Source organism: Pseudomonas sp. NPDC089734 (assembly GCF_044748865.1).
Lineage (GTDB): Bacteria > Pseudomonadota > Gammaproteobacteria > Pseudomonadales > Pseudomonadaceae > Aquipseudomonas.
Genome location: NZ_JBIVGV010000013.1, coordinates 94,036 through 119,019, shown reverse-complemented (window position 1 = coordinate 119,019; position 24,984 = coordinate 94,036). Strand labels below are relative to the sequence as shown.

The following is a 24,984-nucleotide window of genomic DNA, read 5'->3' as shown; positions in this document are numbered from 1 at the left end:
GTGCATAAGGCCCCAAAGCAGTGGCGGCGGGGCGTTTTTTTTGTAGCGCATGGCGGGCATACTAGGCCTGTCATTTTTTCTCACAATTCCTCGGTATCGCCCACCCTCATGCTCCGCGCCTTGATCGCCCTTGCCCTGATCTGCCTGCTCAATCCGGCGTTCGCCGACGATGAGCGTGCGCAGACCCAAAAACAGATCGACGCTGCGCGTCAGGATGTTGCCGAGTTGCAGAAAGTCCTGAACAAGCTCCAGGAAGAAAAAGCGGGCGTCCAGAAGGACCTTCGCAACACTGAAACCGAAATGGGTAAGCTGGAAAAGCAGGTCGAGGTCCTGCAAAAGGAACTAAAAAAGACCGAAAGCGAGCTCCAGCGGCTCGACAATGAGAAAAAAAAACTCAACAGCGCCCGCGCTGAACAGCAACGCCTGATTGCCATTCAGGCCCGTGCGGCCTATCAGAGCGGTCGCCAGGAATACCTGAAGCTGCTGCTCAACCAGCAGAACCCCGAGAAGTTCGCTCGCACCCTCACCTATTACGACTACATGAGCCAGGCCCGCCTGACTCAGTTGAACAATTTCAACGAAACCCTGCGCCAGCTGGCCGCCGTCGAAAAAGACATCGATCTGCAACAGGCGCAGTTGCTGGTCCAGAAAAGCACACTCGAAAGCCAGGGCGAAGAGCTGGCCAAGGTTCGCCAGGAACGCCAACAGGCGCTGGCCAGACTCAATCAGGACTACAAGGCCCGCGATCAGAAGCTTCAGGCCCGCCAGCAGGATCAGGCCGACCTGAGCAAGGTGCTGAAAACCATCGAGGAAACCCTTGCCCGTCAGGCCCGTGAAGCCGAAGAGGCGCGGCAGAAAGCACTGGTGGCCGCTCGCGAAGCCGAAGAGCAACGCCAGCGCGCAGCCAGCAACAGCCGAAACAAGGATGAACCCGCACCCAAGCGACCAGTCAAAGCCCCCGGTGAACTTGTTTCAAGCGCCGGTGCGTCTTATGGCGGGGCTTTTGCAGAAGCCAAGGGAAAACTTCCATGGCCCGTCAATGGTCGATTGCTTGCACGCTTTGGCGAAGCCCGTGGCGATGACGAGCGGACCAAATGGGACGGAGTGATGATCAGTGCAGGCGCAGGAAGCCAGGTGCATGCCGTGCATGGCGGGCGAGTCGTTTTCGCCGACTGGTTGCGCGGCGCGGGTCTTCTGGTCATTCTCGACCATGGAAACGGCTATCTGAGCCTGTACGGCCATAACCAGAGTCTGCTTAAAGCAGCCGGTGACATCGTCAAGGCCGGAGAAGCCATCTCCACCGTAGGCAACAGTGGCGGCCAAGACACATCAGCGTTGTATTTTGCCATTCGTCAGCAGGGTCGCCCGAGCGATCCAGCCCAATGGTGCCGCACTCAAGGATAAGTCGGCCCCACTATCTGTAGGAGTTCGTTAGACATGCTGCATTTGTCCCGCCTCACCTCGCTGGCCCTGGCTGTCGCCATCGTTATCGGCGCGCCCCTGGCGCAGGCAGCCGAGAAAACCACGCCAGCGCCTGCGCCGGCAGCAGCAGTCGCGCCCGCCAACGCCAAGGCTCCGCTGCCGCTCGATGAGCTGCGCACCTTTGCCGAGGTCATGGATCGGGTCAAGGCCGCCTATGTCGAGCCGGTCGACGACAAGACCCTGCTGGAAAACGCCATCAAGGGCATGCTCAGCAACCTTGATCCACATTCGGCCTACCTCGGCCCGGAAGACTTCCAGGAGCTGCAGGAAAGCACCAGCGGCGAATTCGGCGGCCTGGGCATTGAAGTCGGTGTCGAGGACGGTTTCGTCAAGGTGGTTTCGCCCATCGACGACACCCCGGCCTCCAGGGCCGGCATCGAGGCAGGCGACCTGATCGTCAAGATCAACGGTGCGCCGACCCAGGGACAGACCATGCAGGAAGCGGTCGACAAGATGCGGGGCAAGATCGGCGAGAAGATCACCCTCACCCTGGTACGCGATGGCGGCAATCCGTTCGATGTGACACTGGCGCGCGCCACCATTCAGGTCAAGAGCGTCAAGGCGCAGATGCTGGATAACGGTTACGGCTACATCCGCATCACTCAGTTCCAGGTCAAGACCGGCGACGAAGTCGGCAAGGCGCTGGCCAAGCTGCGCAAGGACAACGGCAAGAAGATGAGCGGTCTGATTCTCGACCTGCGCAACAACCCCGGCGGCGTGCTGCAATCTGCCGTGGCCGTGGCGGACCACTTCCTGACCAAAGGCCTGATCGTCTACACCAAAGGCCGTATCGCCAACTCCGAGCTGCGCTTCTCCGCCGACCCGGCAGACGCCAGCGAAGGCGTGCCGCTGGTGGTGTTGATCAACGGTGGCAGTGCTTCGGCATCGGAGATCGTCGCCGGTGCATTGCAAGACCAGAAACGCGCCATCCTGATGGGCACCGACAGCTTCGGCAAAGGCTCGGTACAAACCGTTCTGCCGCTGAACAATGATCGCGCCCTGAAAATCACCACGGCGCTGTACTACACGCCAAACGGTCGCTCCATTCAGGCCCAGGGCATCAACCCGGACATCGTGGTTCGTCGCGCCAAGGTCACCAATGAAGCGGACGGCGAGAACTACAAGGAAGCCGACCTGCTCGGTCACCTTGGTAACGGCAACGGCGGTGCAGACAAACCGACCATCAAGGGCGGCGCAGCGGCCAAGGCGCGTCCGCAGGATGAAGACTACCAGCTCAATCAGGCCCTCAGCCTGCTTAAAGGTCTGAGTATCACCCGCGGCAACTAAGGCATGCGTTTTTTCTCATTCCTGTGGCTGATCCTCTCACTGTCCGGCGTTGCTCACGCAGCGCCAGACGGTGAGAAGACCGGCAAGCCGTCTGCAATCTATCTGAGCCTGATCATTGACGATCTGGGTCAGAATCCCGCCCGCGACAGCCGTACCCTGGCCCTGCCCGGTCCCGTGACGCTGGCAATCATGCCTGACACGCCCCATGCCACCGAGTTCGCACGGCAGGCACACAAGGCTGGCAAGACCGTCATGCTGCACATGCCGATGGACCCGGCGACCGGCCCGTATGCCTGGCATCCTGATCTGCCGCTGCCGGAACTTGAAAGCCGCCTGAGCGCAGCGCTGCTCAAGGTCCCTTACGCGGCGGGCATCAATAACCACATGGGTAGCCGCATGACGTCCGAGCCTGTCGCCATGGCCTGGCTCATGGAAGAGTTGCAGCGTCGCCACATGTTCTTCGTGGACAGCCGCACCAGCGCCCGGACCGTGGCCGCCGCCCAGGCTCAAAAAATCGGCCTGGCCAGCGTGTCCCGCGATGTATTTCTGGACGATGAACGCACCGCCGAAGCCATTACCCGGCAACTTCAGATCGCGATCAAGCTGGCCCATAAACAGGGATCAGCCGTCATCATCGGCCACCCCTACCCCGTAACCCTGGATGTTCTGGAACGGGAGCTGCCAAAGCTCAAGGCACAAGGTATCGAATGGATCGAACTGCGCCACATGATCAGTATCAGGGGCAACAAAGCCATGGCCGGGCATGGGAAGGACGGCATCTATCGCTAATGATCCGCGCGCCATCCCGCCAAGGGATAGGGATCATTGATAGCGCGTCAACACCTTGCTCACCCAGCCTTCGGCGCGCATTTCATCGAGTGATTTCTGCAACCGGGATACCACCTCGTCGGGCGTCCCCTTGTTCAGCGCCAGGAACAATTCGGCAGAGTGGAAACGCAATACCGTTTTCAGGTCGGTAATACCTTCTTGTCTGGCCAGGTAACGTCCGACGGGATCGGCCGTCGCCCAGAGGTCGATCTGGCCATTGACCAGCTTTCTGGGGTTGTCCTGGTCACGCAGCATCAAGACCGGATTGAACCCTTTGATGATCAGACTTTCGGCCACGGCATCGCCTTTGTAGGCTCCGACCTGATACGCCTCGGCCTGCTCCAGGTTGTCCAGCGTGATGGCGCTGTCATCACGTGCCAGCATGACCCAGTCCACCGGGCCAATGGGGCCGACCCACTTGAAGAGTTTCTCCCGCTCGGGCGTACGCACGGTAGAAAACACGCCATAGCCGTTTTTCTCCAGCGCCAGCTTGTAGATACGCTCCCACGGGAAGCGCAGGGTCATGCTGTAACCGATACCTGAACGTTTGAACATTTCACGGACGACTTCGACGGAAATACCATCGATATTGTCTTCCTGAGCGAAGTTCTTGCCATCGACCGCCATGTTGTAGGGCGGGTAGTTTTCGGTCAGCAGGACCAGCGAATAGGCAGGGGTATCACTGCCGCGGGCACTGAAACTCAGAAGAGCGGCCACACCGATCAGCGCAAGAAAAAGACGTTTGTACATATTTCGGCACTCGACCACGACGACTCCGAGCAGAGTGCCGTGAACCTATTACAGTGTCTAGCTCGGTGCTTTGAGATGTCGCTTTCAGACACCTGCAACCCGATGACGCCTGACAGACGGGCAATTTGCCCGCCCCTCAGGGTTTTTCAGCGAACGACGATGCCCCGCTGAGCCATGTAGGCCTTGGCCTCAGGCACGGTGTATTCACCGAAGTGAAAGATGCTCGCGGCCAGCACAGCACTCGCATGCCCTTCGATGACGCCAGCTGCCAGATGCTCCAGATTGCCGACGCCGCCGGATGCAATCACCGGAATGCCCAGCGTATCGCTGATCGCCCGGGTTACGCCCAGATCGAAGCCGTTCTTCATGCCGTCCTGGTCCATGCTGGTCAGCAGGATCTCGCCAGCGCCCAGGTCTTCCATCTTCTTCGCCCACTGCACGGCGTCCAGCCCGGTCGGCTTGCGACCGCCGTGGGTGAAGATTTCCCAGCGTGGCGTTTCACCAGGCTGCGAAACCTTCTTGGCATCGATGGCAACCACGATGCACTGCGAGCCGAAACGGGCAGCCGCTTCCCCCACGAACTCCGGGTTGAACACGGCAGCCGTGTTGATCGAAACCTTGTCGGCCCCGGCGTTCAGCAGATTGCGGATGTCCTGCACGGTACGCACGCCGCCGCCAACCGTCAGCGGAATGAACACCTGACTGGCCATGCGCTCGACAGTATGCAACGTGGTATCACGGCCATCGACACTGGCGGTGATGTCCAGAAAGGTGATTTCGTCAGCGCCTTGCTCGTTGTAACGACGCGCGATTTCCACCGGGTCGCCAGCATCGCGGATGTTCTCGAACTTGACGCCCTTGACCACACGACCGTTGTCGACGTCCAGGCAAGGGATGATGCGTTTGGCCAGGGCCATGGGACAATCTCCAAAACAAATCAGACGTGCAGGAGCGCATTCATTCGCGAAGCGGTTTCAGCTTTCGCGGATAAATCCGCTCCTACAGTTGGATTAGCGGCTCTCCAGATCACACAGCGCCTGGGCTTCAGCCACATCCAGCGTGCCTTCGTAGATCGCACGGCCGGTGATTGCGCCGATGATGCCCGGTGCCTTGGCGTCCAGCAGGGCCTTGATGTCGCCCAGGTTATGAATGCCGCCGGAAGCGATCACCGGAATGCGGGTGGCCGCGGCCAGGGCGGCAGTGAACGGAATGTTGCAGCCCTGCATCATGCCGTCTTTGGCAATATCGGTGTAGACGATGGCCGACACGCCATCGGCCTCGAAACGCTTGGCCAGGTCGATGACCTGCACGGAGCTGACTTCCGCCCAGCCATCGGTCGCGACGAAACCGTCCTTGGCGTCCAGGCCGACGATGACCTTACCGGGAAACGCACGGCAGGCTTCGGCCACGAACTCAGGCTCCTTGACGGCCTTGGTGCCGATGATGACGTAGCTCACGCCCGCCTTGACGTAATGCTCGATGGTTTCCAGCGAGCGAATGCCACCGCCGATCTGGATCGGCAGTTGTGGATAACGCTTGGCAATGGCCGTGACCACTTCACCGTTGACCGGCTGACCTTCGAATGCACCGTTCAGGTCGACCAGATGCAGACGGCGGCAACCGCCATCGACCCACTTGGCAGCCATGCTCACCGGGTCATCGGAAAAAACCGTGGAATCTTCCATGCGGCCCTGGCGCAGACGTACACAGGCACCGTCTTTGAGGTCGATTGCGGGAATAATCAGCATCTGGAAACCTATCGTTCAGAAATTAGTTTTTTTCGAGCGCCCACAGGTCGCTTTCGATGCTCTCGAACCGCTCCTTGAGGAGCTGCTGCACATCGAAAACGGCCCGGTTGTAATAGTGCGGCGCAATCTCATGGGTGAAGAACTCAAGCACCTCAGCCACTTCAAACGACCCCAGGTCCATTTCAAAGCGCTGCGAGAACAACCGCTTGAGCTTATCCACAGCCTGCTGCTCCTGTTCAGGAGTCAGCGAGAGAATCGGGGCCTTGGCTTTGGCTCTGCTCATGGCGATTACCAGCGACCGTCCCAGGCGATGAAGTTCTGCAGCAATTGCAGGCCATGGGTATGGCTCTTCTCCGGGTGGAACTGCACGGCAAAGCGCGAACCGTCGGCCAGAGCGGCCGCGAAGTCGACACCGTAGTGACCACGCCCCACGACCTGACGCTGATTCGCCGCCTCGATATAGAAGCTGTGGACGAAATAGAAACGCGCCAGATCGGGAATGTCATGCCACAGCGGGTGATCCACCGACTGGCTCACTTCGTTCCAGCCCATGTGCGGCACTTTCAGGTGCTCGCCCTCTTCCTTCAGGTCCTTGCCGAAGAATTTAACCTGGCCGGGGAACATGCCGATGCAGTCCACGCCGTCGTTTTCTTCGCTGCGGTCGAGCAAGGCCTGCATGCCGACACAGATACCCAGGAAAGGACGGTCCTTGCTCACTTCACGGACCAGCGAGTCGAACTCAAGGCGACGGATTTCAGCCATGCAGTCACGAATTGCGCCCACACCCGGAAACACCACACGGTCAGCCTCGCGAATCACCTTGGCATCGCTGGTGATCAGCACACGACCGGCGCCGACATGCTCGAGCGCCTTGGCAACCGAGTGCAGGTTGCCCATGCCGTAATCGATGACAGCAACCGTCTGCATCAGAGGACACCCTTGGTCGAAGGCATTTGCCCGGCCATGCGCTCATCCAGCTCGACCGCCATGCGCAGGGCGCGACCGAACGCCTTGAAGACGGTTTCGATCTGGTGGTGGGTATTGGTGCCGCGCAGGTTGTCGATGTGCAGGGTCACGTTGGCGTGGTTGACGAAGCCCTGGAAGAACTCCTGAAACAGGTCCACGTCGAAACCACCGACCACGGCACGGGTGTAAGGCACGTGCATTTGCAGGCCGGGACGGCCCGAGAAGTCGATGACCACACGAGACAACGCCTCGTCGAGCGGCACATAGGAATGGCCGTAGCGACGAATGCCCTTCTTGTCACCGATAGCCTGGCTGAAGGCCTGACCCAGAGTGATACCGACATCTTCCACGGTATGGTGGTCGTCGATTTCCAGGTCGCCTTTGCACTCGATATCCAGGTCGATCAACCCGTGTCGGGCGATCTGGTCGAGCATGTGCTCAAGGAAGGGAACCCCGATATCGAATCGGGCCTTTCCGGTGCCATCCAGGTTGATCGAGGCTTTGATCTGGGTTTCCAGAGTATTGCGCTCGACGGATGCCTTACGTTCGGCCATCACCAGCTCCGCAAAATCATTGGGCGAAAAAGGCGATCATTATAGGCCCAGATGCGGCCGGCATGAAGCAAACAGACGAGGGGAAGGCAAGATGATGGCTGTTTGTCGGGGTTGAAGGGGGCGAAACCCACGGTTTCACGCCCTTCAACCTGACTTCAGCCTTGTGAAACGACTGTTACGCACCCGTTCCGGCAAACAGGCTGCCAAGCGCATCGCACACCTTGCCGATGTTCTGCTCGTTCAACCCGGCCATGCACACACGGCCACTGCGAACCAGGTACACGCCATGCTTCTCACGCAGCTCATCGACCTGCTCAGGGCTCAGACCGGTGTAGCTGAACATTCCGCTCTGCCTGAGGATGAAGCTGAAATCACGGCCCGGAACTTTCTGTGCCAGTGCCGTCACCAGCTTCTGACGCATGTCGATGATGCGCAGACGCATGCCTTCCACTTCACTCAACCACTCATCGCGCAGTGGCGGAGTGTTCAGCACTCGGGAGACGACATAGGCACCGTGAGCCGGTGGGCTGGAGTAGTTGCGACGCACGGTAGCCTTGAGCTGCCCCAGGACTTTTTCGGCAGAAGCGGCATCTTCACAAACGATCGACAACCCGCCAACCCGCTCGCCATACAGCGAGAAGATTTTCGAGAACGAGTTGCTGACAACCGTCGTGACGCCAGCGCTGGCCATTGCCCTGATCGCGTAGGCATCGTCGTTCATGCCCTTGCCGAACCCCTGATAGGCCGTGTCGAGAAACGGAATGAGCTGCTGGCGCTTGCACAGTTCGATCACGCGATCCCACTGCTCGACCGACAGATCGGCACCTGTCGGGTTATGGCAGCAAGGGTGCAGCAGGACGATGCTGCGCGCAGGCAGGGTCTGCAGCTTGCTCAGCATGGCCTCGAAATTCACACCGCCGGTGAGCGAATCGAAGTACGGATAGGTGTTGACCTTGAACCCGGCACCCGCGAACAGCGCATGGTGGTTTTCCCATGTCGGGTCACTGACCCAGACCTGGGAGTCCGGGAAGGCGTACTTGAGGAAGTCCGCACCGACTTTCAGTGCGCCCGAGCCGCCAACGGTCTGGATGGTCGCTACACGCTTTTCGAGCAATGCCGGGTGATCGGTACCGAACAGCAGGGTCTGGACCGCCTGACGGTAAGGTGCCAGACCTTCCATCGGCAGATAGAGAGAAGCAGCCTGCTCGCTTTCGGCCAGTTGCTGCTGCGCACGTACGGCGGCAGCCAGAGGCGGAATAAGGCCATGAGCGTCGTAGTACAGGCCGATACTGAGATTGACCTTGTCCTCGCGCGGGTCCTTCTGGAAGGCTTCCATCAGCGACAGAATCGGATCTCCGGCGTATGACTCTACGTGGGCTAGCATGCGAAACAACTCCTCTAAATTGGGTGAATCAGGCCGAATAACGATCGGTTCTGTGGTTTTGCGCAATGATGAAATTAAGCAGCACGGCCCCCGCAACCGAAGCAATCAGAATCGGCAGACTGATGAATGTCAGGGAAGCGATGAGCACGCAGACATCCACGCCCATCTGCAACCAGCCAGCCTTGAAACCATATTTTTCCTGCAGGTACAACGCAAGGATATTCACACCGCCCAGGCTGGCCTTGTGTCTGAACAGGATCAGAAAGCCCACGCCCAGGATGAGATTGCCCAGAGCCGCGGCATAAAAGGGCTGCAACTGATCGATATGGATGAACAGACCATGCTGGTCGGAGAAGAAGGATACCAGCCCGACCGCACAAAAGGTCTTGAGCGTGAACTGCCAGCCCATCCGGCGAAAGGACAGGTAATAGAACGGCAGGTTGAGCGCAAAGAACGCTACGCCGAACGGCACGGCAAAGTTGTAGTGAATAAAGAGTGCGATGCCCGCCGTGCCGCCGGTCATGACCCCGGACTGGCGCAGCATCAGCACACTGAAAGAAATCAGGATGGTGGCGATGACGAGCGCAAACACGTCTTCCTGGGCCGAGTGTCGAGTATCAAGAGGCTGGGTGGCGGCTGTAGGCGTGGTCATTGCGGCGCTCGGACAGGGTCGATGGGGGTGAATGGCCGCGCTTCGGCCCCGCCGAACAAAAACCACTCACGATATGAGCGCGAATCCTACACAACACGACCAATGTGCGCCAATAAATACATATTCATGCGCATGAAAAGCGATAAAAACAAAACACATGCATCATTTGCGCACATCGAGCACCCTTCATGAGCAATTACAGTGCACGAACCTAAGCCGTTACGACGCTGTTTTCCTTGAGGCGCTCGAGCACCACCGCCGTCTTGATATGCGCAACGCTATCGCTTGCTGTAATACATTCCATCAGACGATTGAGACTATCCAGATCAGCGACGGCCACCTTGAGCGTATAATCGGCGTCTCCCGTCGTCTTGTAGGCGTCGATGATCGAATTGAGGTCTGCCACCAACGTCTGGAATATCTCCCGATGTTCTGTGCGATGACTGACCAGACGCACCTCGATCATCGCCAGCACCTCGCGGCTCATGGCCTGCGGAGCGACACGGGCGTGATAACCCAGGATCAGATGGTCCTGTTCAAGACTGATTCTGCGACGAGAACACTGCGATGCCGAGAGCCCGACCAGGTCGCTTAGCTCCTGATTGGTCAAGCGACCGTTGGCCTGAAGCAAGGTCAGGATCTTCAAGTCAAAGTCGTCGATTTCGTTCACTTTCATTGAGGGCAATCGCTCGTACCGAGGAAGTTTCAGGCTGGAAGCCTATCAGTTTCATGGCATGAACAGCGACCGCCACAAAGGTGGCACCTGTTTTGCACTCGAGCCAGACCGTAAAGCCAATGATGGCCACACCAGCCGATCCGTTATCAATACTTGCAGGGATTTTCAATGACCCAATCAACGCCGCCCGATCAACTGCATCGGGGTTTAAAGAACCGGCACATCCAACTGATCGCACTGGGTGGCGCTATCGGTACGGGGTTGTTTCTAGGAATTGCTCACACCATCAGCATGGCTGGCCCCTCGGTCATTCTGGGCTATGCCATTGCCGGCCTGATCGCCTTTTTCATCATGCGCCAGCTGGGCGAGATGGTGGTTGAAGAACCGGTCGCCGGGACTTTCAGCCACTTTGCCAATAAATACTGGGGCAACTTTGCAGGCTTCATGTCCGGCTGGAACTACTGGGTTCTTTATGTATTGGTAGGCATGGCCGAGCTGACGGCTGTCGGGATGTATGTCCAGTATTGGTGGCCTGAAGTCCCTACCTGGGTTTCGGCCGCCGTCTTCTTCGTGATCATCAACCTGATCAACCTCAGCAGCGTCAGGCTCTATGGGGAAATGGAGTTCTGGTTCTCCATCATCAAGGTACTGGCAATCATCAGCATGATTGTCTTCGGTGCCTACCTGTTGGCGAGCGGCAACGGCGGCCCGGATGCTTCTGTCAGCAACCTCTGGCAATACGGCGGTTTCTTCCCGAACGGCGTCAGCGGTCTGGTGATGGCCATGGCCTTCATCATGTTCTCGTTCGGCGGCCTGGAACTGATCGGCATCACTGCCGCCGAAGCACAGGACCCCAAGCGCAGCATTCCCCGCGCGACCAATCAGGTGATCTACCGCATTCTGCTTTTCTATGTGGGCGCGCTGGCTGTCCTGCTGTGCCTGTACCCCTGGCAGAAAGTGGTCAGCGGCGGCAGCCCTTTCGTCATGATCTTCCACGCCATGGACAGCAACGTCGTAGCGACCGTCCTGAACATCGTGGTCCTGACAGCTGCACTGTCTGTCTACAACAGCTGCGTCTACAGCAACAGCCGGATGATGTTCGGCCTCGCCAAGCAGGGCAATGCTCCCAAGGCCATGCTCAAGGTCAATGGCCGCGGCGTTCCGGTCAACGCCCTGTCGGTTTCGGCCCTGGCGACCGGCATGTGTGTGCTGCTCAACTACCTGATGCCGGGCAAGGCTTTCGAGCTGTTGATGGCTTTGGTGGTATCCGCTCTGGTGCTCAACTGGGTGATCATCACCATCACCCACCTCAAATTCCGCAGCGCCAAACGCGAGGCCAATGAAACCACGCATTTCAAGAGCTGGGGCTACCCGCTCACCAACTACATCTGCCTGGCGTTCCTGTTCGGCATTCTGGCAATCATGCTGTTCACACCGGGCATCAGCATTTCGGTGTACATGATTCCTGTCTGGCTGATCGCACTGGGCGTCGCCTACGGCGTTAAATCCCGCCGCGAACCGACCGCCACGCAACAGGCGCTCTGACGGGCCGCCAACAGGCAGCCATAAAAAATGCCGCTCTCTGGAGCGGCATTTTTTTACCCTTCGATTACTCGCCGATGGCGTTCGCGTAACCGGCGGCATCCAGCAGTCTGGCCAGATCGCCCTTCGCATCCGTTGGCTTGACCTTGAAGATCCAGGCCTCATAAGGCGTGCTGTTCAACAGTTCAGGGGCATCCGCCAGTTCATCGTTGGCTTCAATGACCTCGCCCGCGACAGGCGAATAGATGTCGGAAGCCGCCTTGACCGACTCAACAACGCCCGCAGCATCACCGGCGGCAAAGACCTTGCCCACTTCAGGCAGCTCGACGAACACCACATCGCCCAGCGCTTCCTGAGCATGGTCGGAAATACCCACGGTTACCGTGCCGTCAGACTCCAGACGCGCCCATTCGTGGCTTTCGGCGAAACGCAGTTCGGCGGGAATATTGCTCATTTAGTCATCCTCTACATCGAGTCAGCGGAAAACCCGCCAGATAGGGTTAGATCAGGGTTTTGCCATGACGTACAAACGCTGGCTGCACCACGCGTACCGGGTACCATTTGCCACGGATTTCCACTTCGGCGCGGTCGGCAGTGGCCATCGGAACACGTGCCAGGGCAATCGACTTGCTTAGCGTAGGAGAGAAACTACCACTGGTGATCTCACCTTCGCCAATTTCTGCGATACGCACGACCTGACGCGCCCGCAACACACCACGTTCTTCAAGCACCAGACCGACCAGCTTCGAGGCGATACCGGCCTCACGCTCGCTTTCCAGCGCCGAACGCCCGATGAAGTCGCGATCGGCCGGAGCCCAGGCGATGCTCCACCCCATGTTCGAGACCAGCGGCGAAACCCGTTCGTCGATGTCCTGACCATACAGGTTCATGCCGGCTTCCAGACGCAAGGTGTCGCGTGCGCCAAGACCGACAGGGGAAATGCCCGCACCGACCAGATCGTTGAAGAAACCCGGAGCCTGCTCGGCTGGCAGAATGATCTCCAGGCCATCTTCACCGGTATACCCGGTACGTGCGATGAACCAGTCGTCATCTTCACGGGCCTCGAACGGCTTGAGCTGATGGATGATCTCGGCACGCGAGCTGGACACCAGCTCCGCAATCCGGCTCCTGGCCCGTGGCCCTTGAATGGCCAGCATGGCCAGACCGGTGCGCTCGACCAGTTGCACATCGAAGCCCGTCAGGTGCGACTGCATCCAGGCAAGGTCCTTGGCACCGGTGGCCGCATTGACGACCAGCCGGTAACCGCTGGACGTCAGGTAGACAATCATGTCATCGACGATACCGCCACGGGTGTCGAGCATGGCGCTGTACAACGCACGGCCAGTGCCTTGCAGCCGGTCCACGTCGTTGGCCAGCAGATAACGCAACCAGGCCTTGGCCTGACTGCCGATGACATCGATCACGTGCATGTGAGAGACGTCGAATACGCCGCAATCACGGCGGACCTGATGATGTTCTTCGACCTGCGATCCATAATGCAACGGCATGTCCCAACCACCAAAATCGACCATCTTCGCGCCAAGCGCGAGGTGCAGGTCAAAGAGGGGGGTACGCTGTCCCATGGGTTTCTCCTTCCGGGCGTGGCGAAGATGCGGACAGGCAGATCAGCGGCAAGCCCCTCGTGACTCGAGGTTTGCAAACAATGACAGCGAACCGAATGGTCTGACAGACCGCACCGATTGCGGCGCATTGTAGCCGTATGGGGGGTGACTAACCAATCTGACGCGCGGAGCGCCGGATCAGGCCGATCACGGGCAGCAGACCCACCAGCACCAGTGTCAGGGCAGGCAGTGCAGCACGCGCCCATTCACCTTCGCTGGTCATCTCAAAGATACGCACAGCAAGGGTATCCCAGCCAAACGGGCGCATGAGCAGGGTCGCGGGCATCTCCTTGAGCACGTCGACGAAGACCAGCAACGCCGCGCTCAATGCCCCCGGAACCAGCAGCGGCAGATACACTTTGAAAAACAACAGTGGCCCACTGACGCCAAGGCTGCGGGCTGCTTCCGGCAACGAAGGCCGAATCCGCGACAGGCTGTTTTCCAGCGGCCCATAAGCCACGGCAATGAAACGCACCAGATAAGCCAGCAGCAGGGCCGACAGGCTGCCCAGCAGCAAAGGCTTGCCAGCGCCGCCCAGCCAGCCGGACAGCGGAATGACCAACACCCGGTCCAGATAACTGAAAGCCAGCATGATCGACACCGCCAGTACCGAACCGGGCAACGCATAGCCGAGATTGGCCAGACTCACACCGGAACGAATCGCCGGAGTGGGCGCCATGCGTCGGGCAAACGCCAGGATCAGCGCCACGCAGACGGTAATCAGTGCCGCTATCCCGCCCAGATAAAGCGTGTGCAGGATCAGGCCGGTGTAACGCTCATCCAGATCGAAACGCCCGCGCTGCCAGACCCAGACGATCAATTGCAGCAACGGCACGGCAAAGGCACAGACGAAGACCAGCCCACACCAGGATGTGGCAGCCAGCGCCTTGATGCCCCGCAGGTGATAGAGCGCCTTGCCTCTGGGCCGCTCGTTGGTCGCCCGGCTCGCCCCCCGCGCACGACGCTCGCCATACAGGACGACCATCACCGCCAGCAGCAACAGGCTGGCCAGTTGCGCAGCACTGGAGAGGCTGAAAAAGCCGTACCAGGTCTTGTAGATCGCCGTGGTGAAGGTGTCGAAGTTGAAGACCGACACAGCCCCGAAATCCGCCAGGGTTTCCATCAGGGCCAGGGCCACACCGGCTCCGATCGCCGGACGCGCCATGGGCAGCGCCACACGCCAGAACGCCTGCAAGGGCGATTGCCCCAGCACCCGGGCCGCTTCCATCAGGCCCTTGCCCTGCGCCAGGAATGCCGTGCGTGCCAACAGGTAGACATAGGGATAGAACACCAGCACCAACACGACGATCACGCCGCCCGTGGAGCGTACCCGAGGCAGCCGCAGACCGTTGCCGAACCATTCCCGCATCAGAGTCTGAACCGGGCCGGAGAAGTCCAGCAGCCCGACAAAGACAAACGCCAGCACATACGCCGGAATCGCGAACGGCAGCATCAAGGCCCAGTCCAGCCAGCGCCTGCCGGGAAACTCACACAGGCTGGTCAGCCACGCCAGGCTGACGCCCAACAGCGTCACGCCCACACCCACGCCCAACACCAGAATCAGCGTATTGCTCAACAGGCGAGTCATCTGGGTTTCGAGCAGGTGGGACCAGATCTGCCGGTCAATGGTCTCCCAGGACAACAACAGCACACTCAGCGGCAAAAGCACCAAAGCCGCGATGGCAAAGACCAGGGGATACCAGCGACGTTGGGCGGGATGAGCCAAGGGGATTCTCGAATGAGCAGAACGGTACAGACTGTGTGGGAGCGGATTTATCCGCGAATGCATAAGCACAGACAACACAAAAGTAGTGCCGGATACCTGGCATTCGCGGATGAATCCGCTCCTACAAGCAGGGCGTGCGGTATTAAATCAATTCCAGCCCGCGCGATCCATCATGCGAATCGCTTCAGCCTGACGCTTGCCCGCCACTTCAACTGGAATGGTGTCGGCCTTGAACGCTCCCCAGCTCGCCACTTCAGCAGACGGCGCAACTTTCGGGTTGGCGGGGAATTCCTGGTTGGTGCCTGAGAAAATGGTTTGCGCCTCCGGACCGGTCATCCACTCCACCAGCGCCTTGGCGGCTTCCGGGTGCGGTGCATGTTGGGTCAGGCCGATACCCGACAGGTTGACGTGTACGCCACGGTCAGACTGGTTCGGCCAGAACAGCTTCACCGCCAGATCCGGGTTCTCCTTGTGCAGGCGGCCGTAGTAATAACTGTTGACGATGCCCACATCGCATTGCCCGGCGTTGATGGCCTCCAGCACGGCGATGTCATCGGAGAACACATCCGTGGACAGGTTGTTGACCCATCCCTTGAGAATCTTCTCGGACGCTTCGGCACCGTGGGTTTCGATCAAGGTGGCAGTCAGCGACTGGTTGTAGACCTTCTTGGCCGTACGCAGGCACAGACGCCCTTCCCAGTTCTTGTCAGCCAGAGCCTCATAAGTCGTCAGCTCTTCCGGTTTGACCCGGTCGGTCGAGTAGGCGATGGTGCGCGCCCGCAGGCTCAGCCCTGTCCAGGCATGGCTGGAAGAACGGTACTGAGGCGGGATGTTGGCGTCGATCACCGGCGAGGTGAATGGCTGGAGAATGCCCATCTGCTCGGCCTGCCAGAGGTTACCGGCATCGACGGTCAGCAGCAGGTCAGCCGTGGCGTTCTCGCCTTCGGCCTTGATGCGCTGCATCAGCGGGGCTTCCTTGTCGGTGATGAACTTGATCTTCACCCCGGTCTTGGCCGTGTAGGCATCGAAGACCGGTTTGATCAGTTCGTCGATACGCGATGAATACACCACGACCTCATCGGCCGCCTGTGCGGTGCCGCCGAGCACGGTCAGTGTCAAAGCAGCCAGAAGACGCTTGCTTGCCTGCATGGGAGTCTCTCGCGTTCTCAAAAATGAGGCGAAATGGTAGTTAATCCCATTTGTGATCTCAATCGAACTGCTGCCACAGGCGTTACGAGATGTTTCAGATGCCTATAAGAGGCTCGCGGATGAATCCGCTCCTACACATTGTGCGAAATGCCATCAAAGGCGAGCCAGCTCCGGCAACTCCCCGGACAACCCCAAGGCCTCGCGCACGAACATGGCCTTGGCTTCTGGCATCTTGTTGACGGTCTTCAACCCGACATTGCGCAACCAGCGCAGCGGCAGTGGATTGGCCTGGAACAGGCGCTCGAAACCTTCCATGGCCGCCATCAAGGTCAGGTTGTGCGGCATGCGGCGGCGCTCGTAACGACCGAGGACCCGAACATCGGCCAGTCGCTCACCACGCTCGACAGCATGCAGCAGCACTTCAGCCAGTACGGCAGCATCCAGAAAGCCCAGGTTCACCCCCTGCCCGGCCAGCGGGTGAATGGTATGTGCGGCATCGCCGATCAAGGCCAGCCCCGGCGCGACATAACGCTTGGCGTGACGCTGACGCAAGGGAACGCACAGACGCGGATCCGCCGCCAGAACCGTCCCCAGCCTCCCTTCAAAGGCCTTCTCCAGCTCACGGCAGAACGTTTCGTCATCCAGCGCCATCAGGCGTTCGGCTTCAGGCGGGGTGACCGACCAGACGATGGAACACCAGTGTTCACCCGCTCGTTCAAGCGGCAGGAACGCCAGCGGGCCATCATCGGTAAAGCGCTGCCAGGCGGTCTTGCAGTGGGAGTCGGCTGTGCGCACGCTGGTGACGATGGCGTGATGCAGATAGTCCCACTCGCGGGTCGGGGTGCCGGTCAGGCGGCGTACGGCCGAATTGGCCCCATCGGCCGCAATGACCAGCGGCGCACGCAACTGGCGACCGTCGGCCAGGGTCAGCAGCCAGTCATCGCCAGAGTGGCGCATCTGTTCCAGACGGGCATTGGCCAGTAAACCGATATCGCTGTCGTGCAAGCGATCGAGCAAGGCGTCCTGCACCACACGGTTCTCGACGATATGCCCCAGGACTTCGGCGTGTACGCTGGAAGCAGAAAAATGAATCTCGCCCGTGCCACTGCCATCCCACACATGCATCTGACCATACGGGCTGACACGACGGGCAGCGATGCCTTCCCAGACATTCAGCCGTTGCAGGATGCGCTGACTGGCCGCCGACAGAGCGCTGACGCGAGGCTCGAATGCCGCCTCGGCATCGAACGGTTTGACACTCAAGGCGCTGCCATCGAGCACGACAACATCCAGGCCACTGCCCTGCAAGGCCAGCGCCAGGGCGCTACCGACCATTCCGGCTCCGACAATCAGCACATCTGCGCGGGTTTCCATGCTTAGATCGTTCTCGCTTGCGGCCAGGGCCGTGTTTTAAAAGTCAGAAAGTCACACATCGGCTCGGGTTCCCAGGCCCATGGCCTGACGGGCGAACCAGCGTTTGGCCGGGGGTAGCAGGTCCAGCCCCAGCAACCCCAGGTTCCGGCCGGCCGTGACCACGGGCTGCGTGCTGCCGAACAGACGCGTCACCTTGTCGGAGAACCCGACGGTCAATTGCTGATCCAGCCGTTGCCGCTCCCGATAGGCCAGCAATGTCGCCAGATCACCCGGCGACTTGTCGCTCTCCAGCAACGCTTCGGCCAAGGCATCGGCATCGCGCAACGACAGGTTGAACCCCTGCCCGGCAATCGGATGCAGGCTGTGAGCCGCATTGCCCAAGACCACCAGATGCGAACGCACCTGCTCTTCGGCCTCAACCAGAGAAAGCGGGTAAACATGCCGTGCGCCCACCTGGCGCAAAGTGCCCAGACGGTAGCCAAATACATTCTGCAGCTCGCTGAGGAAACTGCGGTCATCCAGCGCCAGCAGGCGCTGGGCGTCATTGCCATTACGTGTCCAGACCAGGGCGCAGCGGTTGTCAGGCAACGGCAGCAGAGCCATGGGACCTTCATCGGTAAAGCGCTCGAACGCCTGACCGCAATGAGCCTCGCTTGGGGTGATGTTGGCGATCAAGGCACTCTGATGATAGGAGCGCGACCGAATGCCGATCCCCAATTGCTCGCGCAAACCGGAGCGGCCACCATCGGCCAATACCGCCAGATCGCACTCCAGCTCGGTTTCGTCGTTCAAGGTCAGGCGGTAGCCATCGGCCAGCGCCTGCATGTGCCTGACCTCGGCCGGCACCCGCCAACTGACGACTTCGCTGTCCAGCCCCGCCCACAGGCATTGCCCAAGCCAGGCATTCTCGACCACATACCCCAGCGCCGGAACGCCCTCTTCCATGGCCGCCAGACGGGTCGCCCCGAAGCGCCCACGATCGGACACCTGGATCTGCATGATGGGTTCGGCATGCCGGGCTATCTGCTGCCACAGGCCAAGGCGTTCATAGATCCGCCGCGCCCCGAACGACAGGGCCGAAGAGCGGGCGTCGTAGCTGGGCTGGTAGGTATCGCCCGGCGCGAACGGCTCGATCAATACGATCTTCCAGCCTCGTGCCTTGGCACCGGCTTGCAGGGCCAGGGCCAGGCTGGCACCGACAAGGCCGCCACCGACGATCGCCAGATTGAAGCGACTCATGCGGTCTGCACACGTGCGGCGGCCATCAGGGCCTCGATTTCAGCGACGGTCTTGGGCACGCCACCGGAAAGAATTTCACAGCCCTTTCTGGTCACCACAACGTCATCCTCGATTCGCACACCAATACCTCGCCATTTTTTCGCGACATTCTGATTGTCGGGGGACACATAAATCCCCGGCTCAACGGTCAGTGCCATGCCGACCTCCAACACCCGCCACTCACCGCCGACCTTGTATTCACCGACATCATGCACATCCATGCCCAGCCAGTGTCCGGCCCGGTGCATGTAAAAAGCCTTGTAGGCCCCGCTGTCGATCAGCTCGTCCACATCGCCCTGCAATAACCCCAGCTCGACCAGCCCGGCCGTAATGACCCGAACAGTCGCTTCATGCGCTTCGTTCCAATGCTTGCCGGGGCCGATCGCTGCAAAAGCGGCCTCCTGCGATTTGAGCACCAGCTCATAGATAGCCTTCTGCTCTGCCGAAAACGTCCCGTTGACCGGAAAGGTGCGGGTGATGTCGCTGGCATAGCAGTCGATCTCGCAGCCGGCATCGATCAGCACCAGATCGCCATCCTTGAGGGGCGCGTCGTTCTGCTGGTAATGCAGGATGCAGGCATTGCGCCCCGAGGCAACGATCGACCCGTAGGCCGGCATCCTTGCCCCTCCCTTGCGAAACTCGTAGTCCAGCTCGGCTTCCAGGCTGAATTCATGCAGCCCGGCACGGCTGGCCTGCATCGCCCGAACATGGGCTCGGGCGGAAATCTGCGCCGCCTCGCGCATGACCTTCACTTCTGCCGCCGATTTATACAGGCGCATGTCGTGAAGCAGATGATCCAGCGCAACGAACTCGTTCGGCGGCTGCGCCCCGAGGTGGGCCTTGGAGCGGATGGTGTTGATCCACTCCATCAGATGCCGGTCGAACTCCGGGTTGCTGCCCATGGCCGAATACACCCGCTCGCGCCCTTCGATCAGGCCCGGCAGGATGTCGTCGATATCGTTGATGGGGAAAGCGTCGTCCGCCCCGAAATCCCGAACGGCACCTTCCTGGCCCGCACGGAGCCCGTCCCACAGTTCGCGCTCCGGATTGCGCTCACGGCAGAAGAGAACGTACTCGCCGTATTCACGCCCCGGAATCAGCACCACCACGGCTTCCGGTTCGGGAAAGCCGCTCAGGTACTGGAAGTCACTGTCCTGCCGGTAGACATGCTCGACATCACGATTGCGGATCGCAACAGCCGCTGCCGGAAGGATGGCAATGCTGTTGGGCACCATCTGTTCCATCAGGGCCTTGCGTCGGCGGGCGTATTCGGATTTCGGAATATGGATCATCGGCAGGCGGGGTCCCTGAATGGAATGCGCCACTCAGGACCATTCAGGACCCGAGCGGCGCATCACGAGAGGTCATCAGTGCAAGGAAGGCTTGGGCTGTGCGGCAGCCGCCTTGCTGCATTCGGTGAACAGCAGCAGTGGCGCGACGCGCAAGTATTCCATGACTTCCATGTAATCGCTTTCGCCGTCTTCGGACTCTTCCAGCGCATCCTGTACCTGGGCGATGGCCGCCAGATCCTGCAACACTTCCGTGGCTTCGATGCTCAGCACCGCATCGCCGACCGCAAGGCCAAAGCCCGACAGGAAACCCTGGCACCACTGGCCCAGGGCCGCAGCACGCTCGGCCAACGGTTCGTCGTCGCCCGGCAGCAACAGCACAACGGTCATGTCATCGCTGGTCAATTCGCCCTTGACCATTTCCTGCAGGCCAATCAACGCCTGGCGAACGTTGTCTTCCGGCTCGGTTTCAAGCAGCACGGAAGCATCGGCGAACCAGCCCTCGCTGTCGAAACCGGCACCGGCGCAACTGCGCCCGAGCAACAGGCCATGCAGCTCGGCAGGAGAAACCGGATGACCACTGCTATTGAGCAAAGTGGCAAATGCTTTGTACGGGGAGTTCTGATTGGGCATGGGCAGCTAGTCGCCAAACGGCGCAATGTCTAGAATGAAGGCCTTGTATCCTAGACTATCCGCGCGACAAGATCATCAACACGGCGGTTAGAGGCAGTGGCGTGACAGCGACTCCCGTGCCATTCATCAGAAAGTACTCAGTGGAAAACAATGGAAGACACCGACCTGCAAGCCCTGATGAACCGGCTGGAATTGTTGCTCAAACATACCGAGCAACTTAAAAGCCAAAACGCACTCCTATTAGCTCAGGAAAAATCCTGGCGCGAGGAACGCGCCCATCTCATTGAAAAGAACGAAATCGCCCGGCAGAAGGTCGAGTCCATGATTTCGCGCCTCAAGGCCCTGGAGCAAGACTCATGAGTAATGGCAACAGCGTTACCGTTCAAATCCTCGACAAGGAATACTCGATCATCTGCCCTCAGGAAGAGCGCACCAACCTGGTCAGCGCCGCCCGCTACCTGGATGGCAAGATGCGTGAAATTCGCAGCAGCGGCAAAGTCATCGGTGCCGACCGCATTGCGGTCATGGCCGCCCTGAACATTACTCACGACCTGCTGCACAAGCAGAATCTGCCTGACGTCCAGGCCAGCGGTTCGACCCGCGAACAGGTTCGCGACCTGCTGGAAAGAGTCGATCTGGCGCTGTCCACGGAAGCACCCACAACACCCGACGCGCCTCGAAGCTGATTATTTCCGGACGTTTCTGTATACTTGCGCCGCTCCCTGGAGTGCTTGCCAGTCGGTCATGTCCCTGAGCCGATACGCACAACCACGGGGGTTGCACGTTGGGGTTGGTGTGCATGTCCGCTCGACGGAAAGCCTTAAAACCCCCTGCAATCTCCACCTTGAACTTTCGGGTTCAAGGGCTACACCGACAGCGGTTCGTCGGGGAGTCCACATTCCATTCATGGCCGGTTTCCGCTGCCGACCATGACGATCCCGTCTCTGGTTTCAACCTCACGGATCAATCTGCATGACCTTGCGCTCATGACCAGTACCCCGCCGCTCACACGCCCGCAACTTCGCCGTCAGCTCCGCAAGGCACGGCGGGCACTGAGCCGCAGCCAGCAACGCGAAGCCGCCCGCGGCCTTTATCGCCAGCTGGCGCAGCATCCTCTGTTTCGTCGCTCCCGGCATGTCTCGTTGTACCTGCCCATGGACGGCGAAATCGACCCACGTCTTTTACTGCGGGCAGCCCAGCGTCGCGGCAAGGCCACCTACTTGCCCGTGCTCAATGCATGGCCACGAACCAGAATGGTTTTCCAGCGCGTGCGCCCCGGCGAGAAATTCATTCCCAACCGCTTCCGTATCCCAGAGCCACGCATCAACCGTGCCCGGCAACGCACAATCTGGGCGCTGGACCTGATCCTGATGCCTCTGGTCGGGTTCGATGACGAGGGTGGACGCCTTGGAATGGGAGGCGGTTTCTACGACCGCAGCCTGGCTTATCTGGCCCGCCGGAAAACCTGGAAAAAACCGGTGTTGCTCGGCCTGGCGCATGAGTGTCAGAAAGTCGAACGGCTGGCGCAGGCAAGCTGGGATGTCCCGCTGCAAGGCACGGTGTCGGACAAGCACTGGTATCTGGCGGAACCGGGAAAGTGACGTGACGCGCAGGGAACTATCGGACATAGCTCCCGAGGGGAGAGGGGAAACGGGATCAGGGTATCAATGACGCCCCGGAACCTTCTGCTGTTGCTGAGTGATCTCGAAAGGCGCTTCTACCTTCTGACTCCACAGACTCTGCGCATAACCGGTTGTCACGATGCCCAGGCCGAACAAGGCGACCAGAATCCACAGTAAATCCGGTTTGCGTTTCATTGACTGCCCTCCTTCGGCATATCAATACGATGACGACAGCATGTCTTGTGAAGCCGTGCGGCAGCGTGGTGCTTAAAATGGCGGCATTTTGCGATAACGTGAACCCGTACGCAAATACTGACGCCAACCGGCTGTCGGTTTGTCATGAAAACATCGTGAAGTCGTGAATTTTTTCCGTGGAGAACACCCAATGGCCTACTGGCTGATGAAATCAGAACCCGATGAGCTTTCGATCAGCGACCTGAAACGCCTCGAGAAAGCACGCTGGGATGGCGTTCGCAACTATCAGGCACGCAACTTCCTGCGCACGATGGCCGTGGGGGACGAGTTCTTTTTCTATCATTCCAGTTGCCCGGAACCCGGCATTGCCGGAATTGGCAGGATCATCGAAGCCGCCTATCCGGACCCGACCGCTCTGGAGCCCGAAAGCCACTACTTCGACGCCAAGGCCAGCGTCGAGAAGAACCCGTGGAGTGCCGTGGATGTCGCGTTCGTGGACATATTCCCGAACGTGCTGGGGCTGGGTTATCTGAAACAACAGGCTGCACTGGAGCAACTGCCTCTGGTACAGAAAGGCAGCCGGCTCTCGGTCATGCCCGTGACCGCCGAACAATGGTCGGCGATCCTGGCACTGCGCTGACGCGTCGTTACTGAACGATGAAGTTGTTGAACAGCAAGTCTTCAACGATCGGCTTGCCCTCTTCGCTGGTCATGATCTGCTGGACCTGCTTGAGCGCTTCCTGACGAATCTTTTCCTTCGCCTCGGCACTGCTCATGGTGTCGACCGTTTGCTGGGTGAACAACGCAACCAGTTGATTACGAATCAGCGGGTCATTGCGTTTCACCGCAGCCTGAGCATCGGCACCGGTCACGCGCAGGGCGATATCGGCCTTGTAGACACGCAGTTTCGGGCCGCCATCGAGGGCGTAATTGCCTACAAACGGAGGCGTCAGAGACACATAAGCCGCCTTGGGCTCGCCTTCACCTTCTTTGGCTTCTTCCTGCGCCTGTGCCATGACGGGCATCAACAAGGCCAACAACATCAAGATCCACGCTTTCACAGTCCACTCCTCAATACGGTTCGCCGGCTTATACACGTCCATAAGACCGGGCCATGCTCATTGACCCGAAAACCTGCATACCCGACCTTATCGGCCATCTCTGGAAAAGGAATAGTGCGATGAAAGCCCTGCTTTGCAAAGCCTTTGGTCCTGCCGACACGCTGATACTCGAAAACATTGCCAGCCCGGCCATCAAGAAAAACGAAATCCTGCTGGATGTGCAGGCAGCGGGCGTCAACTTTCCAGACACGCTGATCATTGAAGGCAAGTACCAATTCAAGCCGCCCTTTCCCTTCTCCCCCGGTGGCGAAGCAGCAGGTATCGTCTCGCAGGTCGGCGAAAAGGTGACCCACCTCAAACCCGGCGACCGGGTCATGGCCCTGACCGGTTGGGGCAGCTTCGCCGAACAGGTGGCCGTAGCAGGCTACAACGTACTGCCCATTCCCGAGACCATGGATTTCACCACCGCTGCCGCCTTCAGCATGACCTACGGCACCTCCATGCACGCCCTCAAGCAACGCGCCCGATTGCAACCGGGCGAAACCCTGCTGGTGCTCGGGGCCTCCGGCGGCGTCGGTCTGGCCGCCGTGGAAATCGGCAAGGCCCTCGGTGCTCGGGTGATTGCCGCTGCCAGCAGTGCCGAAAAACTCGAAGTGGCCAGAAACGCCGGTGCCGACGAACTCATCAACTACAGCGAAACCAGCCTCAAGGAAGAAGTGAAACGCCTGACCGCAGGCAACGGCGTCGATGTCATTTACGACCCGGTCGGCGGCGACCTTTTCGATCAAGCCGTGCGCTGCATCGGCTGGAACGGCCGTCTGTTGGTGGTCGGTTTCGCCAGTGGACGGATTCCTGAACTCCCGACCAACCTCGCCCTGCTTAAAGGTGCCTCGGTAGTGGGCGTTTTCTGGGGCTCTTTCGCACAACGACAACCGCAGGACAATGCGGCGAACTTCCAGCAACTGTTTGCGTGGTATGCAGAAGGGAAACTGAAACCACTGGTTTCGCAGGTTTATCCGCTGGAGAGGGGCGGCGAAGCGATTGAGGTGTTGGGGAAACGGAGTGCGGTGGGGAAAGTGGTGGTTTCGATTGGTTGAGCGTTTTTTCGCGAATGAATTCGCTCCTACAGGAAGCCGCGTAGGAGCGAATTGATTCGCGAACACTCC

28 protein-coding genes and 1 other RNA gene are annotated in these 24,984 nt (G+C 59.7%); 10 read left to right on the top strand and 19 right to left on the bottom strand.

Going from position 1 to position 24,984, the window contains the following annotated elements; genetic code table 11:
- Nucleotides 1-108 precede the first annotated feature (108 nt).
- The 3 genes from ACIPY9_RS17255 to ACIPY9_RS17245 are packed head-to-tail and all read left to right on the top strand — an operon-like array spanning nt 109 to nt 3,558.
- Entirely contained in the window at nt 109-1,404 is a 1,296-nt protein-coding gene (locus tag ACIPY9_RS17255) for a murein hydrolase activator EnvC family protein (RefSeq protein WP_400703758.1), read from the top strand.
- A gap of 33 nt (nt 1,405-1,437) precedes the next feature.
- Nucleotides 1,438-2,769 carry a S41 family peptidase gene (locus ACIPY9_RS17250; protein WP_400703755.1) on the top strand — a complete coding sequence of 444 codons (1,332 nt, stop codon included), beginning with the start codon at nt 1,438-1,440 and terminating at the stop codon, nt 2,767-2,769.
- A 3-nt stretch (nt 2,770-2,772) separates the two neighbouring features.
- Nucleotides 2,773-3,558: a divergent polysaccharide deacetylase family protein gene (locus ACIPY9_RS17245; protein ID WP_400703752.1), complete on the top strand. Its 786-nt coding sequence runs from the start codon at nt 2,773-2,775 to the stop codon at nt 3,556-3,558.
- Between the two features lie 33 nt (nt 3,559-3,591).
- On the opposite strand, the gene ACIPY9_RS17240 is transcribed toward ACIPY9_RS17245, so the two are convergent.
- The 9 genes from ACIPY9_RS17240 to ACIPY9_RS17200 form a co-directional block, all read right to left on the bottom strand.
- A complete protein-coding gene (locus tag ACIPY9_RS17240) occupies nt 3,592-4,347 on the bottom strand; it encodes a substrate-binding periplasmic protein (protein ID WP_400703750.1) in 756 nt (251 codons plus the stop codon).
- 146 nt (nt 4,348-4,493) lie between these two features.
- Entirely contained in the window at nt 4,494-5,264 is a 771-nt protein-coding gene (gene hisF, locus ACIPY9_RS17235) for an imidazole glycerol phosphate synthase subunit HisF (RefSeq protein WP_400703747.1), read from the bottom strand.
- A gap of 93 nt (nt 5,265-5,357) precedes the next feature.
- On the bottom strand, nt 5,358-6,095 hold the full coding sequence (gene hisA, locus ACIPY9_RS17230; RefSeq protein ID WP_400703744.1) for a 1-(5-phosphoribosyl)-5-[(5-phosphoribosylamino)methylideneamino]imidazole-4-carboxamide isomerase: 738 nt from the start codon (nt 6,093-6,095) through the stop codon (nt 5,358-5,360).
- A 22-nt stretch (nt 6,096-6,117) separates the two neighbouring features.
- On the bottom strand, nt 6,118-6,378 hold the full coding sequence (locus ACIPY9_RS17225; protein ID WP_400703742.1) for a DUF2164 domain-containing protein: 261 nt from the start codon (nt 6,376-6,378) through the stop codon (nt 6,118-6,120).
- Nucleotides 6,379-6,383: 5 nt separating this feature from the next.
- Nucleotides 6,384-7,022: an imidazole glycerol phosphate synthase subunit HisH gene (gene hisH / locus ACIPY9_RS17220; protein ID WP_400703739.1), complete on the bottom strand. Its 639-nt coding sequence runs from the start codon at nt 7,020-7,022 to the stop codon at nt 6,384-6,386.
- Nucleotides 7,022-7,615, bottom strand: coding sequence for an imidazoleglycerol-phosphate dehydratase HisB (gene hisB, locus ACIPY9_RS17215; RefSeq protein WP_025262442.1), 594 nt, complete (start codon nt 7,613-7,615; stop codon nt 7,022-7,024). Before hisB ends, hisH begins: the two co-directional genes overlap by 1 nt.
- Nucleotides 7,616-7,790: 175 nt before the next feature.
- Nucleotides 7,791-8,999, bottom strand: a complete 1,209-nt coding sequence (locus ACIPY9_RS17210) for an aromatic amino acid transaminase (protein ID WP_400703736.1) — start codon at nt 8,997-8,999, stop codon at nt 7,791-7,793.
- A gap of 28 nt (nt 9,000-9,027) precedes the next feature.
- Nucleotides 9,028-9,651 carry a YitT family protein gene (locus tag ACIPY9_RS17205; RefSeq protein ID WP_400703734.1) on the bottom strand — a complete coding sequence of 208 codons (624 nt, stop codon included), beginning with the start codon at nt 9,649-9,651 and terminating at the stop codon, nt 9,028-9,030.
- Between the two features lie 211 nt (nt 9,652-9,862).
- Nucleotides 9,863-10,327 carry an Lrp/AsnC family transcriptional regulator gene (locus tag ACIPY9_RS17200; protein WP_400703731.1) on the bottom strand — a complete coding sequence of 155 codons (465 nt, stop codon included), beginning with the start codon at nt 10,325-10,327 and terminating at the stop codon, nt 9,863-9,865.
- 168 nt (nt 10,328-10,495) lie between these two features.
- Here ACIPY9_RS17200 and ACIPY9_RS17195 point away from each other — a divergent pair, with 168 nt between their 5' ends.
- A complete protein-coding gene (locus ACIPY9_RS17195; protein ID WP_400703729.1) occupies nt 10,496-11,872 on the top strand; it encodes an amino acid permease in 1,377 nt (458 codons plus the stop codon).
- 64 nt (nt 11,873-11,936) lie between these two features.
- Here ACIPY9_RS17195 and gcvH read toward each other — a convergent pair whose 3' ends face one another.
- From gcvH to ACIPY9_RS17155, 8 genes are all read right to left on the bottom strand, one after another.
- Nucleotides 11,937-12,323 carry a glycine cleavage system protein GcvH gene (gcvH, locus tag ACIPY9_RS17190; RefSeq protein ID WP_400703726.1) on the bottom strand — a complete coding sequence of 129 codons (387 nt, stop codon included), beginning with the start codon at nt 12,321-12,323 and terminating at the stop codon, nt 11,937-11,939.
- A gap of 46 nt (nt 12,324-12,369) precedes the next feature.
- The gene (gene gcvT / locus ACIPY9_RS17185; protein WP_400703724.1) at nt 12,370-13,452 is read right to left on the bottom strand and encodes a glycine cleavage system aminomethyltransferase GcvT; all 1,083 of its coding nucleotides are present in this window, start codon (nt 13,450-13,452) and stop codon (nt 12,370-12,372) included.
- Between the two features lie 148 nt (nt 13,453-13,600).
- Nucleotides 13,601-15,217, bottom strand: coding sequence for an ABC transporter permease (locus ACIPY9_RS17180; RefSeq protein WP_400703721.1), 1,617 nt, complete (start codon nt 15,215-15,217; stop codon nt 13,601-13,603).
- A 147-nt stretch (nt 15,218-15,364) separates the two neighbouring features.
- A complete protein-coding gene (locus tag ACIPY9_RS17175; protein ID WP_400703719.1) occupies nt 15,365-16,366 on the bottom strand; it encodes an extracellular solute-binding protein in 1,002 nt (333 codons plus the stop codon).
- A gap of 153 nt (nt 16,367-16,519) precedes the next feature.
- Nucleotides 16,520-17,740 (bottom strand): 2-octaprenyl-3-methyl-6-methoxy-1,4-benzoquinol hydroxylase, encoded by a 1,221-nt coding sequence (locus tag ACIPY9_RS17170; RefSeq protein ID WP_400703716.1) that lies wholly within the window; start codon nt 17,738-17,740, stop codon nt 16,520-16,522.
- Nucleotides 17,741-17,791: 51 nt separating this feature from the next.
- On the bottom strand, nt 17,792-18,979 hold the full coding sequence (ubiH, locus tag ACIPY9_RS17165; RefSeq protein WP_400703714.1) for a 2-octaprenyl-6-methoxyphenyl hydroxylase: 1,188 nt from the start codon (nt 18,977-18,979) through the stop codon (nt 17,792-17,794).
- Complete coding sequence (pepP, locus tag ACIPY9_RS17160) at nt 18,976-20,310, bottom strand: Xaa-Pro aminopeptidase (RefSeq protein ID WP_400703712.1); 1,335 nt, start codon at nt 20,308-20,310, stop codon at nt 18,976-18,978. Before pepP ends, ubiH begins: the two co-directional genes overlap by 4 nt.
- Before the next feature lie 75 nt (nt 20,311-20,385).
- Nucleotides 20,386-20,940, bottom strand: a complete 555-nt coding sequence (locus ACIPY9_RS17155; RefSeq protein WP_400703709.1) for a YecA family protein — start codon at nt 20,938-20,940, stop codon at nt 20,386-20,388.
- A gap of 150 nt (nt 20,941-21,090) precedes the next feature.
- Here ACIPY9_RS17155 and ACIPY9_RS17150 point away from each other — a divergent pair, with 150 nt between their 5' ends.
- From ACIPY9_RS17150 to ACIPY9_RS17135, 4 genes are all read left to right on the top strand, one after another.
- Complete coding sequence (locus ACIPY9_RS17150) at nt 21,091-21,300, top strand: TIGR02449 family protein (RefSeq protein ID WP_117163697.1); 210 nt, start codon at nt 21,091-21,093, stop codon at nt 21,298-21,300.
- Nucleotides 21,297-21,626, top strand: a complete 330-nt coding sequence (locus ACIPY9_RS17145; RefSeq protein WP_400703706.1) for a cell division protein ZapA — start codon at nt 21,297-21,299, stop codon at nt 21,624-21,626. The genes ACIPY9_RS17150 and ACIPY9_RS17145 overlap by 4 nt, the downstream gene beginning before the upstream one ends.
- Before the next feature lie 30 nt (nt 21,627-21,656).
- Nucleotides 21,657-21,835, top strand: a non-coding RNA gene (ssrS, locus tag ACIPY9_RS17140) — 6S RNA.
- Nucleotides 21,836-21,926: 91 nt separating this feature from the next.
- The gene (locus tag ACIPY9_RS17135) at nt 21,927-22,541 is read left to right on the top strand and encodes a 5-formyltetrahydrofolate cyclo-ligase (protein WP_400703704.1); all 615 of its coding nucleotides are present in this window, start codon (nt 21,927-21,929) and stop codon (nt 22,539-22,541) included.
- Nucleotides 22,542-22,604: 63 nt separating this feature from the next.
- Here the strand turns inward: ACIPY9_RS17135 and ACIPY9_RS17130 are convergent, their stop codons facing one another.
- Nucleotides 22,605-22,757, bottom strand: a complete 153-nt coding sequence (locus ACIPY9_RS17130; protein WP_400703701.1) for a hypothetical protein — start codon at nt 22,755-22,757, stop codon at nt 22,605-22,607.
- Nucleotides 22,758-22,947: 190 nt separating this feature from the next.
- Here ACIPY9_RS17130 and ACIPY9_RS17125 point away from each other — a divergent pair, with 190 nt between their 5' ends.
- The gene (locus ACIPY9_RS17125; protein ID WP_400703698.1) at nt 22,948-23,397 is read left to right on the top strand and encodes an EVE domain-containing protein; all 450 of its coding nucleotides are present in this window, start codon (nt 22,948-22,950) and stop codon (nt 23,395-23,397) included.
- A gap of 7 nt (nt 23,398-23,404) precedes the next feature.
- On the opposite strand, the gene ACIPY9_RS17120 is transcribed toward ACIPY9_RS17125, so the two are convergent.
- Complete coding sequence (locus ACIPY9_RS17120; protein ID WP_400703696.1) at nt 23,405-23,818, bottom strand: flagellar basal body-associated protein FliL; 414 nt, start codon at nt 23,816-23,818, stop codon at nt 23,405-23,407.
- A gap of 119 nt (nt 23,819-23,937) precedes the next feature.
- On the opposite strand from ACIPY9_RS17120, the gene ACIPY9_RS17115 reads away from it, so the two are divergent.
- Complete coding sequence (locus ACIPY9_RS17115; protein WP_400703693.1) at nt 23,938-24,915, top strand: NADPH:quinone oxidoreductase family protein; 978 nt, start codon at nt 23,938-23,940, stop codon at nt 24,913-24,915.
- The last annotated feature ends 69 nt before the right edge of the window (nt 24,916-24,984 follow it).

Excerpts from the sequence above, each read along its gene's own strand:
- ACIPY9_RS17245 (WP_400703752.1), top strand. The coding sequence starts at position 2,773 with ATGCGTTTTTTCTCATTCCTGTGGCTGATCCTCTCACTGTCCGGCGTT.
- ACIPY9_RS17205 (WP_400703734.1), bottom strand. The coding sequence starts at position 9,651 with ATGACCACGCCTACAGCCGCCACCCAGCCTCTTGATACTCGACACTCG.
- ACIPY9_RS17240 (WP_400703750.1), bottom strand. The coding sequence starts at position 4,347 with ATGTACAAACGTCTTTTTCTTGCGCTGATCGGTGTGGCCGCTCTTCTG.
- hisA (WP_400703744.1), bottom strand. The coding sequence starts at position 6,095 with ATGCTGATTATTCCCGCAATCGACCTCAAAGACGGTGCCTGTGTACGT.
- pepP (WP_400703712.1), bottom strand. The coding sequence starts at position 20,310 with ATGATCCATATTCCGAAATCCGAATACGCCCGCCGACGCAAGGCCCTG.
- ACIPY9_RS17155 (WP_400703709.1), bottom strand. The coding sequence starts at position 20,940 with ATGCCCAATCAGAACTCCCCGTACAAAGCATTTGCCACTTTGCTCAAT.
- ACIPY9_RS17145 (WP_400703706.1), top strand. The coding sequence starts at position 21,297 with ATGAGTAATGGCAACAGCGTTACCGTTCAAATCCTCGACAAGGAATAC.
- ACIPY9_RS17125 (WP_400703698.1), top strand. The coding sequence starts at position 22,948 with ATGGCCTACTGGCTGATGAAATCAGAACCCGATGAGCTTTCGATCAGC.
- gcvH (WP_400703726.1), bottom strand. The coding sequence starts at position 12,323 with ATGAGCAATATTCCCGCCGAACTGCGTTTCGCCGAAAGCCACGAATGG.
- ACIPY9_RS17130 (WP_400703701.1), bottom strand. The coding sequence starts at position 22,757 with ATGAAACGCAAACCGGATTTACTGTGGATTCTGGTCGCCTTGTTCGGC.
- ACIPY9_RS17255 (WP_400703758.1), top strand. The coding sequence starts at position 109 with ATGCTCCGCGCCTTGATCGCCCTTGCCCTGATCTGCCTGCTCAATCCG.
- ACIPY9_RS17175 (WP_400703719.1), bottom strand. The coding sequence starts at position 16,366 with ATGCAGGCAAGCAAGCGTCTTCTGGCTGCTTTGACACTGACCGTGCTC.
- hisB (WP_025262442.1), bottom strand. The coding sequence starts at position 7,615 with ATGGCCGAACGTAAGGCATCCGTCGAGCGCAATACTCTGGAAACCCAG.
- ACIPY9_RS17200 (WP_400703731.1), bottom strand. The coding sequence starts at position 10,327 with ATGAAAGTGAACGAAATCGACGACTTTGACTTGAAGATCCTGACCTTG.
- hisH (WP_400703739.1), bottom strand. The coding sequence starts at position 7,022 with ATGCAGACGGTTGCTGTCATCGATTACGGCATGGGCAACCTGCACTCG.
- ACIPY9_RS17250 (WP_400703755.1), top strand. The coding sequence starts at position 1,438 with ATGCTGCATTTGTCCCGCCTCACCTCGCTGGCCCTGGCTGTCGCCATC.
- ACIPY9_RS17225 (WP_400703742.1), bottom strand. The coding sequence starts at position 6,378 with ATGAGCAGAGCCAAAGCCAAGGCCCCGATTCTCTCGCTGACTCCTGAA.
- ubiH (WP_400703714.1), bottom strand. The coding sequence starts at position 18,979 with ATGAGTCGCTTCAATCTGGCGATCGTCGGTGGCGGCCTTGTCGGTGCC.
- hisF (WP_400703747.1), bottom strand. The coding sequence starts at position 5,264 with ATGGCCCTGGCCAAACGCATCATCCCTTGCCTGGACGTCGACAACGGT.
- ACIPY9_RS17115 (WP_400703693.1), top strand. The coding sequence starts at position 23,938 with ATGAAAGCCCTGCTTTGCAAAGCCTTTGGTCCTGCCGACACGCTGATA.
- ACIPY9_RS17210 (WP_400703736.1), bottom strand. The coding sequence starts at position 8,999 with ATGCTAGCCCACGTAGAGTCATACGCCGGAGATCCGATTCTGTCGCTG.
- ACIPY9_RS17170 (WP_400703716.1), bottom strand. The coding sequence starts at position 17,740 with ATGGAAACCCGCGCAGATGTGCTGATTGTCGGAGCCGGAATGGTCGGT.
- gcvT (WP_400703724.1), bottom strand. The coding sequence starts at position 13,452 with ATGGGACAGCGTACCCCCCTCTTTGACCTGCACCTCGCGCTTGGCGCG.
- ACIPY9_RS17150 (WP_117163697.1), top strand. The coding sequence starts at position 21,091 with ATGGAAGACACCGACCTGCAAGCCCTGATGAACCGGCTGGAATTGTTG.
- ACIPY9_RS17135 (WP_400703704.1), top strand. The coding sequence starts at position 21,927 with ATGACCAGTACCCCGCCGCTCACACGCCCGCAACTTCGCCGTCAGCTC.
- ACIPY9_RS17195 (WP_400703729.1), top strand. The coding sequence starts at position 10,496 with ATGACCCAATCAACGCCGCCCGATCAACTGCATCGGGGTTTAAAGAAC.